The 9902-nt window shown below is 28.7% G+C and carries 10 protein-coding genes and 1 riboswitch; of the genes, 1 reads left to right on the plus strand and 9 read right to left on the minus strand.

The features are described from left to right. Window positions 1-607: redox-sensing transcriptional repressor Rex (locus J7G74_RS00475; protein ID WP_297130336.1), on the minus strand; the 607-nt coding region annotated here is incomplete at its 3' end. 108 nt (window positions 608-715) lie between these two features. Here J7G74_RS00475 and abc-f point away from each other — a divergent pair. Next, a complete protein-coding gene (abc-f, locus tag J7G74_RS00480; protein ID WP_297130338.1) occupies window positions 716-2629 on the plus strand; it encodes a ribosomal protection-like ABC-F family protein in 1914 nt (637 codons plus the stop codon). Window positions 2630-2671: 42 nt separating this feature from the next. Here abc-f and J7G74_RS00485 read toward each other — a convergent pair whose 3' ends face one another. The 8 genes from J7G74_RS00485 to J7G74_RS00520 all read right to left on the minus strand — a co-directional run. Then, the gene (locus tag J7G74_RS00485; protein ID WP_297130341.1) at window positions 2672-3019 is read right to left on the minus strand and encodes a RidA family protein; all 348 of its coding nucleotides are present in this window, start codon (window positions 3017-3019) and stop codon (window positions 2672-2674) included. A 19-nt stretch (window positions 3020-3038) separates the two neighbouring features. Further along, window positions 3039-4055, minus strand: coding sequence for a tRNA (adenosine(37)-N6)-threonylcarbamoyltransferase complex transferase subunit TsaD (gene tsaD / locus J7G74_RS00490; protein ID WP_297130344.1), 1017 nt, complete (start codon window positions 4053-4055; stop codon window positions 3039-3041). A gap of 4 nt (window positions 4056-4059) precedes the next feature. After that, window positions 4060-4515, minus strand: coding sequence for a ribosomal protein S18-alanine N-acetyltransferase (rimI, locus tag J7G74_RS00495; RefSeq protein WP_297130348.1), 456 nt, complete (start codon window positions 4513-4515; stop codon window positions 4060-4062). Beyond that, window positions 4505-5224, minus strand: coding sequence for a tRNA (adenosine(37)-N6)-threonylcarbamoyltransferase complex dimerization subunit type 1 TsaB (gene tsaB, locus J7G74_RS00500; protein ID WP_297130349.1), 720 nt, complete (start codon window positions 5222-5224; stop codon window positions 4505-4507). Before tsaB ends, rimI begins: the two co-directional genes overlap by 11 nt. Further along, window positions 5221-5673: a tRNA (adenosine(37)-N6)-threonylcarbamoyltransferase complex ATPase subunit type 1 TsaE gene (gene tsaE, locus J7G74_RS00505; protein WP_297130353.1), complete on the minus strand. Its 453-nt coding sequence runs from the start codon at window positions 5671-5673 to the stop codon at window positions 5221-5223. Before tsaE ends, tsaB begins: the two co-directional genes overlap by 4 nt. 293 nt (window positions 5674-5966) lie before the next feature. Then, entirely contained in the window at window positions 5967-6569 is a 603-nt protein-coding gene (locus J7G74_RS00510) for an ECF transporter S component (RefSeq protein WP_297130356.1), read from the minus strand. Window positions 6570-6676: 107 nt separating this feature from the next. Beyond that, a riboswitch (FMN riboswitch) is annotated at window positions 6677-6795 on the minus strand. A 118-nt stretch (window positions 6796-6913) separates the two neighbouring features. Continuing rightward, window positions 6914-8077 (minus strand): amidohydrolase, encoded by a 1164-nt coding sequence (locus J7G74_RS00515; RefSeq protein WP_297130359.1) that lies wholly within the window; start codon window positions 8075-8077, stop codon window positions 6914-6916. A 14-nt stretch (window positions 8078-8091) separates the two neighbouring features. Further along, window positions 8092-9902 (minus strand): helix-hairpin-helix domain-containing protein (locus J7G74_RS00520; RefSeq protein WP_297130361.1); only part of this gene is annotated, 1811 nt, incomplete at its 5' end.

Raw genomic sequence — 9902 nt, forward strand, 5'->3', positions numbered from 1 at the left:
ATGATAAAGTGAATAAGCTTTCTGTTAAGTTGACATTTTCTACGATAATATCATTTGAAACATTTAAATCTACAGGTGCAAAGTTCCAAATTCCTTTTATTCCTCCATTTACCAACCTGTCAGCTAGCTGTTGTGCTCCATTCTTAGGAACACATAATATACCTATATCTATATTATTTTCTCTTATAAAATCTTCTATATAATCAGAATCTAATATTTCGAAATCTCTTATTTTTAGACCTATTATTTTAGGATTAACATCAAATAATGCTTTTATTTCAAATCCAGCATTTTTAAATCCAGTATAATTAGCTATAGCTTGTCCTAGATTGCCCGCTCCAATCAGGATTGCACTATATTTTTTATCTAATCCTAATATTTTTCCTATTTCGTTATGTAAATCCTCAATATTATACCCATAACCTTGTTGGCCAAATCCTCCAAAATTATTTAAGTCTTGTCTTATTTGAGAAGCAGTAAAACCTATTATATCACTTAACTCTTTAGAAGAGATTCGTTGTACATCTTTATTTAATAGTTCTCCTAGGTATCTATAATATTTTGGTAGTCTTCTAATAACGGCCATTGATATATTTTTACTAGCCATTTGTACACCCCCTGGTATCATTGTTTAATTGTGTTAATAGTATAACACTCTTGATTATATTATGTCAAAACATTATAATTTTAGATAGTTCAAGGAGGTATAAAATTTATGATTGTTTTATCATGTAATAATTTATATAAAAGTTTTGGAATTGACTCTATTTTAGAAAATATATGCTTCACAGTAAATGAAGGAGATAAAGTTGGTATTATTGGTGTTAACGGTACTGGTAAAACTACTCTTATGAAAATAATATCTGGTGAATATGGATATGATCAAGGGGATATATATACTTCTAAAGATTGTGAAATAGGATACTTAGAACAAAATACTAACTTTCATTCTAATAACACTATATTAGATGAAGTTTTAGAAGTTTTTAAGCCTTTAATAGATATGGAATATTATTTAAGAGAATTAGAAATAAAAATAGCAGAAGAAGGAAGTAAGTCTAATTCTTCTATTTTAGAAAAATTAATGAATGACTATTCTCATACGCTTGAACTATTTGCTTCTAAAAATGGGTACGGATATAAATCTGAAGCAAAAGGTGTTCTCAAGGGATTAGGATTTAAGGATGAAGATATGGATAAACCAATCTCTATCTTATCAGGTGGAGAAAAAACTAGAGTTCTATTAGGAAAACTTCTACTAAAGAAACCTACTTTATTACTTCTTGATGAACCTACAAATCATCTTGACTCTGAAGCTATAGAATGGTTAGAATTTTTCCTTAAACAATATAAAGGAACTGTAATACTTATATCTCATGATAGATACTTCTTAGATCAGGTTGTAGGTAGAATATTTGAAGTTCATAATAAAAAATTAAAATCTTACAACGGAAACTATTCTAATTACATTGAATTATCTAAAATAGAAAAAGAAATTGAATTAAAAAATTATGAAGATCAACAAAAAGAAATAAAGAAACAAGAAGAATCAATCGAAAGATTAAAAGCTTATGGTAGAGAAAAACATGTTAAAAGAGCTCGCAGCAAAGAAAAAGCTTTAAATAAAATAGATGTTTTAGATAAACCTGAAGTTTATAGAAAAAAAGCAAAAATTCAATTCCATCCCTCTATTTCAAGCGGAAACGATGTTCTACACGTTAATGATATATCAATGGCGTATGGTGATAGAACGTTATTCAAAAATGTTAATTTTGATATTTATAGAGGTGAAAAGGTTGCCCTTATAGGACCTAATGGTATTGGTAAATCCACACTATTTAAAATAATAATAAATGAACTTCTTCCTATAGAAGGAATTGTAAGTTTAGGAACTAATGTTAATGTTTCATATTTCCATCAAGAACAAAAAACTCTAAATTTAGATAATACTATTATTGATGAAATATGGGATACGAATGATAGGTTAACTCAAACAGAAATTAGGAATATGCTTGGTTCTCTTTTATTTGAAAATGAAGATGTATTTAAGAAAATATCTACATTAAGTGGTGGTGAAAGGGCTAGGGTTGCCATACTTAAATTGATATTATCTAAAGCTAACTTTTTATTATTAGACGAACCTACTAACCACTTAGATATAGATTCAAAAGAAGTTCTTGAAGAAGCTTTGGAAAATTATACAGGTACTATATTTACTATTTCTCACGATAGGTATTTCTTAAATACTGTTGTTGATAAAATTTTAGTCTTAGGGGAAAATGGTGTAACTGAATATCTTGGAAACTATGATTATTATATAAATAAAAAAAGGGAACAAGATGAAATATCTATTATAACTGAAGTTGAAGAAAAAACTAAAACTCAGTTAAAAGAAGAAAGACGTAAAGAAAAAGAGCAAAGGGAAAAGGAAAAGAAAAACAGAAATAAAATAAAAAATATAGAAAAAGAAATTGAAGAAATTGAAATTAAAATAGAAGAATTAGACCATCTTTTATGTAAAGAAGAGGTATATTCTAATCCAGATAAATCAAAAGAAGTAAGTCAAGAAAAAACTAACTATGAAGATAAACTAGCCCAACTTTATGAAGAATGGGAAGCATTAGTTTAATAAAATAAATAAAAAAGTCCCCTTATAGGGGGCCTTTTTTATTTATTTTACAGCTGCAACAACTGACATTTCTACTAGTAATTGTTCTCTAGCCATTTTAGCTTCCACGCAAGCTCTAGCTGGCTCAAATCCATCAACTGTCCATGCATCATAAACAGAATTCATATCAGCAAAATCTCTTGCTATATCCTTTAAGTATATAGTCACAGATAGTATATTTTCTTTATCTGAACCATACTTATTTAATAAATTCTCTATCTTAGCTAAAACACCTGCAGTCTGTTCTTTTATATCTCCTTCTGCACAAACTTGTCCTGATAAATACATTACATTGTTGTTTATAACAACATTACTCATTCTTCCATTACCTTCAAATCTTTGAATACTCATAGTGAATTTCCTCCTAAATTTATATTACGTCAATTTTTAAATTTGGTACTGCATTTAGAGACATATCATCCCTTTTACCATTTATATAATTATAATATCCGGCACATCCTATCATGGCAGCATTATCTGTACATAATGATAATGATGGATATTTAATTTCTATATCATGCTCTTTTGCCATTTCTGAAATTTTTTCTCTAAGAGCTGAATTTGCAGCAACTCCTCCAGATAAAGCAATAATTTTATATTCTTTTTCTAATGCCGCTTTTATTGCCTTAGTTGCAAGTACTTCTACAACAGCCTCTTGGAATGATGCGGCTACATCTTCCACTATAATTTCTTTATTTTTCATTTTTTGACCATTTAAATAATTAAGTACTGATGATTTTAATCCACTAAAACTAAAATCATAAGAATCATCTATATATGCCCTTGGAAAATCTATTGCATTTTTATTTCCTAATTTAGCAAGTTTATCAATTATTGGTCCACCTGGATATCCCAAATTCATAGCTCTGGCGATTTTATCAAAAGCTTCACCTGATGCGTCATCTCTAGTTCTGCCTAATATTTCATAATCATTATAGCCTTTAACCTCTACTAAATGAGTATGTCCACCTGATACAACTAATGTTATAAAAGGTGGTTTTAAATCCTTATGTTCAATATAGTTTGCACATATGTGACCTTGCATATGATTAACACCAACAAGAGGTATATTTAAAGAAAACGCTAGTGCTTTTGCATAAGAAAGTCCTACTAATAAAGCTCCTACTAGCCCTGGTCCATACGTTACAGCTATATGATCTATATCTTCTAATTTAATACCTGCTGTATCTATAGCTTCTTGAAATACTGCATCTATATTTTCAATATGTTTTCTAGATGCTACTTCTGGAACTACTCCTCCAAATTTCTTATGTAATTCTATTTGAGTAGATACTATATTAGCTAATACTTCTCTACCATTTTTTAAAATTGCAACTGCTGTTTCATCACAACTACTTTCCATAGATAATGTTATTATATCTTTCATTTTATTACACCTCTTTTAATTGGCTCCACATAATCATTGCATCTTCTTTATTATCACTGTAATATTCTTTTCTTATGCCACCTATTTTAAATCCGTACTTTTTGTATAAGTTTTGAGCAACTATATTAGAAACCCTCACCTCTAGGGTAATAGCACTCATATTATTTTCTTTACACAGTTCAACTAATTCTTTTATAAGTTTATCTCCTATTTTCTTGCCTCTATAATCACTATGAACCGCTACGTTTGTTATATGTCCTTCATCTAAAACAAACCATACTCCTACATATCCTACAACTTTACCATCTATTTCTGCAACTATATATCTAGCTAAATTATTTTTTAATTCTTGTTTTATAGCTTCTTTTGACCAAGGATCTGCAAAACAATCTTCTTCTACCTTATAAACATCATCTATATCATCCTTAGTCATAGTTCTAATTATTAAATTATTTTCCATCGTTTAGCCTCTTTTGTTTTTCTTCATATTGTTCTTCTGCTTGAGATTTTCTTATATACATAGGGTTTATATCATAGCAATTATGAACATCCTTATTTTCTTTCATTTTATTTCTAGCGATTACACATAAACTACTAGCTTTAGTTATGTTATTTGATGGAGATGGAACCGTAATATTATTAATTGCCTCTATTTTATCTTTATATTTATATACTGCTTCACCAAGCAATACCCATTCTTCTTTAGTTTCCTCTAATTCTTTTAATAAATCATCGATTTTTACTATACTTATATCATCTAATGCTTTTATTTCATTGTCTTCTAATATGTACTTATTCATATAGACTTGATTTCTTTGGGCGTCTAATATAGAACATATTTTTCTATTGCAAAAATCCATATTTAATCCTAATATCTCTAATGAATTCACTCCTATTATAGGTATATTATTTACATGAGCAATGGCTTTTGCAGTTGCCATACTAATTCTAAGACCTGTAAAAGATCCTGGCCCTACACACACACCTATTGCATCTATATCTTTTATGTCAATATCACTAAGTTGTAACATATTTTCTATCATTGGCATTAGTTTTTGTGAATGAGTTTTCTTAGTATTTATGGTATATTCACAAATTAATTTATCATCCTCTAAAACTGCAATATTAGCAGCCATTGTAGAAGTATCTATTCCTAATATTTTCATCATTTAGTCAACTCCTCAACTATATCTTCATATTTTTTACCAAATGGTGTTAATACCATCTCTCTACCAGTTTCTTTATAGTTTAATTCTATTTTCAAATATTCTTCTGGAAGTATATCTTCGATTATATTTGCCCATTCAATTATGCATACACCTTCTGAATCTATGTATTCATCGAATCCTATATCATACATTTCTTCACTACAACCAATTCTATATACATCAAAATGATATAATGGAATACGACCTTCGTACTCATTCACTATTGTAAATGTAGGGCTTGTAATATAATCATCTACTCCTAGAGATTTAGCTAAACTTTGTGTCATAGTAGTTTTTCCCGCACCTAAATCTCCTATTAAACAAACTACACTTCCTGGAAAAAGTAATTTACCTAATTTATCACCAATTTCTCTCGTTTTCTCTTCTTTATCTAAATAAATTTTTTTCATCTATATCACCGTTAAAATCCTTAATTTAGTTTATCATTCATTATTCTATATTATTAATCATTATTGTCAATTTAATTATTATTTTAGTCATCTCTTTTTGTACAACTAGATATTATTATATAATAACCTTCATCTATAATAAAGGGTTTCTATATACTTACTTTAAAATTGAATTATCTTAATAATTAAATACAACTTGATTTGAATAATCTCATATAAAAATATAACTATAATAAAAGTTTGGCTTAAATATAAAAAAGGAGCTATAATAGCTCCTTTTTTATTTTATATAATTATTTATTTAATAGTTTTTCCATTTTTTTAAATAAAGGTAATATAGCAATTGTCATTATAAAACCTTTAAGTATATTAAAAGGAGCAATCATCCATATTACAAAACTATATAAATCCGTAACTCTTGGATTTATTATATTACCAGCTTGTATTATTTCTTCCATTGGCATAAAGTTTGCATATAAAGGAAGCATTACATAGTAATTCATAATACACCCCATAATAGTCATTGCCACAATTCCAAGTAAGGCACCTACTATTACAGTTTTATAAGTTTTCCACTTTTTATAAAATAAACATATTATAAGCACATAAGCTCCACCTATCATGATATTTGCAAATTCACCAACACCACCAGTAGTACTGGCAGTTAGAGCTTGAAGAAAGTTCTTAATTACAACTATAATTAAACCTGCTACTGGACCTAGAGACATTCCACCAAATATAGCTGGTATATCTGACAAGTCTATTTTTAAAAATACTGGAAATATAGGTAATGGAACTGATATAAACATTAGTACATATGCTATAGCTGATAGTAACCCTATTTTTGATATTGTTTTTGTAGACATTAAGTTTGTTTTTTTCATTGCGTTTTGCATTATATAACCTCCCAATTTTAAATATAAATTCTAAAAGAAAATAAAAAACTCGAAGATACGGTCTTCGAGTTTTATGAATATTCAAAATGGATTATGTTATATATCATAATTCTCTTCTCTCATCCAGACTTTACTGTCGGCTTTGGAATCTCACCAAATCATGCTACATAAGTAGCTCGCGGGCTATACCGCCGGTAGGGAATTTCACCCTGCCCCGAAGATCTTCTGTTTTTTAATTTCTTATATATTATAATAATAGAATAATTATATAAATTATGTCAACAATATTTTATCTATAATAAAACTCAAGATTTAGTTTATAGTATCACCATTTAACAAAATATTTATATTTTCTTATATACTATCTTTCCATCTATTATTGTATATAATACATTACTATTTATTTCAAAAGGATTATTATCCCATATGACTATGTCTGCATCTTTTCCAACTTCTATAGAACCCACTCTATTATCAATCCCTAAAACTTTAGCAGGATTAATTGTTATAGCCTCTAAAGCTTTCTCTTCTTTCATACCATGTTTTATAGCTATACCTGCACATAACGGAAGGTATTGAATAGGTGTGACTGGATGGTCTGTTATTAGACAAATATTAAGTCCATTATTTGATAATATACCTGCTGTCTCAAAAGTTAAGTTCCTAAGCTCTATCTTTGATCTTTCCGTAAGAGATGGGCCAACTAAAATAGGATATCCTTCTTCAATTAGCTCATCAACAACAAGATGACCTTCTGTGCAATGATCTAACGTTAATTTTAAATCAAACTCTTTTGCTATTCTTATAGCAGTAAACATATCATCGACTCTATGAGCATGTGCTTTTAAAGGAATTTCTCTTTTTAATACAGGTATTAAGCTTTCATATTTCATATTATATTCTGGTTTTTTTGTGTCATCTTCTTCAAGTTGACTCTTCTCAATATCATTAAGATATTCTTGTGCTTTTCTTAAAGTTTCTCTAATTAAAGCAGCTATTGCCATTCTTGTCTGAGGCGTTTTTTCATTTACACCATAGCAGTTTTTAGGATTTTCACCAAAGGCAATTTTCGTAGCTACTGGATTTTTTATAACCATTTTATCTACTATTTTACCATATGTTTTTAAAGCTATAGCCTGACCACCTATGGGGTTTGCACTCCCCGGAGTACTACAAACAGATGTTATACCAGACTTTAAAGCCTCATTAAAAGTTATATCCATAGGATTTATAGCATCTATAGTATTTAATTGAGGTGTTATAGGATCTGTTTGCTCGTTTCCATCTATACCCTCAGTAGCCATACCATCTTCCCATAACCCTAGGTGGGTATGTGCATCTATAAACCCCGGTAATACTAAACATCCTTTAGCATCTATCACAGTCGCATCTAAAGGCGCAACTATATCACTACCAATTTCTTTTATTTTTTTATTTTCAATAAGTAAATTTCCAATTATTATTCCTTCAGTAATTGTGTTTATTGTTGCATTCTTTATAAATATCACTGTGCACCTCCATTCTATATTTTCATAGATAAGCTAACTCTTTGTTTATCTAAATCTATTCCTATTACCTTTACATCTACTATATCGCCCACAGAAGCTACTTCCATAGGATCTTTAACGAATCTATTACTCATTTGCGATTTATGAACTAACCCATCATTTTTAATTCCTATATCAACAAATACACCGAAATCTACAACATTTCTAACTGTTCCTTTTAAAATCATTCCTTCTTTTATGTCCTCTATTTTTAATACATCAGTTCTAAGTATTGGTTTAATACCATCTTCTTCCCTTGGGTCTCTTCCTGGTTTTTTTATTTCTAGTATTATATCTTTTAAAGTTACTTCTCCTATTCCTAGATCTTCACTAATCTTCTTTAAACCTATTTTATTTACTCTCTCATCTATATCAGATATATTTTTATTTTTTACATCATCTAATGAGAAACCTATCATATTAAGCATATTTTTACATATATCATAACTTTCTGGATGAACCCCAGTATTATCAAGTGGATTTTTACCATCACTAATTCTCATAAATCCTGCACATTGGACAAAAGCTTGAGGCCCTAATCTTTTTACTTTTTTAAGCTCAGTTCTTGAAGTAAATGAACCATTTTCTTCTCTATAAGAAATTATATTTTTTGCTACGGCTTTACTTATACCTGATATACGCTCTAAAAGTGAATAGGATGCCGTATTTAAATCTAGCCCAACCCTATTTACAGAATCTTCAACAACTCCATCTAATACTTCTTTTAATCTTTTTTTATTTAAATCATGTTGATATTGACCAACACCAATACTTTCTGGATCAATTTTTACTAACTCAGCTAAAGGATCTTGAAGTCTTCTACCTATAGATATTGCTCCTCTTATTGATACATTTATATCGGGATGTTCTTCAGCAGCTAACTCTGATGCTGAATATATTGATGCACCTGCCTCATTTACAATTATATATTGGATTCTTACATCCATTTCCTTGATTAATTCAGATATTAATTTTTCTGATTCTCTTGAAGCTGTACCATTTCCTATTGCTATAACATCTATATTATATTTTTCAATCAATTTTTTTAAAGTTTTCTTAGCATGTTCTTCTTTTCCTTGAGGCTTATGAGGATAAACAATAGCTTCATCTAAAAACTTTCCATTTTCATCTACAACTGCAATTTTACATCCATTAACGTAACCTGGATCAAATCCCATAACTACTTTGCCTTTTAATGGTGGCTGTAAAAGAAGATTTTTAATATTTTCACCGAATACATTAATAGCTCTTTCTTGCGCTTGCTCTGTTAGATGATTTCTAACTTCTCTTTCTATAGAAGGGAATATCAATCTTTTATAAGAATCTTCTATTGATGACATTATAACTTCTTTATTTTTGAAATTATTTTTATTAACATATTGTCTTTCTATGTAACTCAAATTTCTATCATTATCAATTTCTAATTTAACCTTTAAAAAGTCTTCTTTTTCTCCTCTATTTATAGCAAGAACCCTATGAGAAGCCATACTTTTTACTGATTCACTAAAATCATAATACATATCATATACAGATTTTTCATCTTTGGCATTTTTAGTCACTATAACACCATACTTTAAAGCATTTTCTCTTATATGCTTTCTTACCTCTGCATTATCAGAAACTATCTCTGCAATAATATCCTTAGCGCCTTTTAACGCTTCTTCTATAGATTTAACTTCTTTTTCTTCATTTATATATTTTGACGCTTCTTCATCAATATTATTAATATTTTTCTCTAAAATTAATAATGCTAATTCTTCTAAACCTTTTTCTTTAGCTATTGTGG

This window comes from Terrisporobacter sp. (assembly GCF_017888745.1).
Classification (GTDB): domain Bacteria; phylum Bacillota; class Clostridia; order Peptostreptococcales; family Peptostreptococcaceae; genus Terrisporobacter.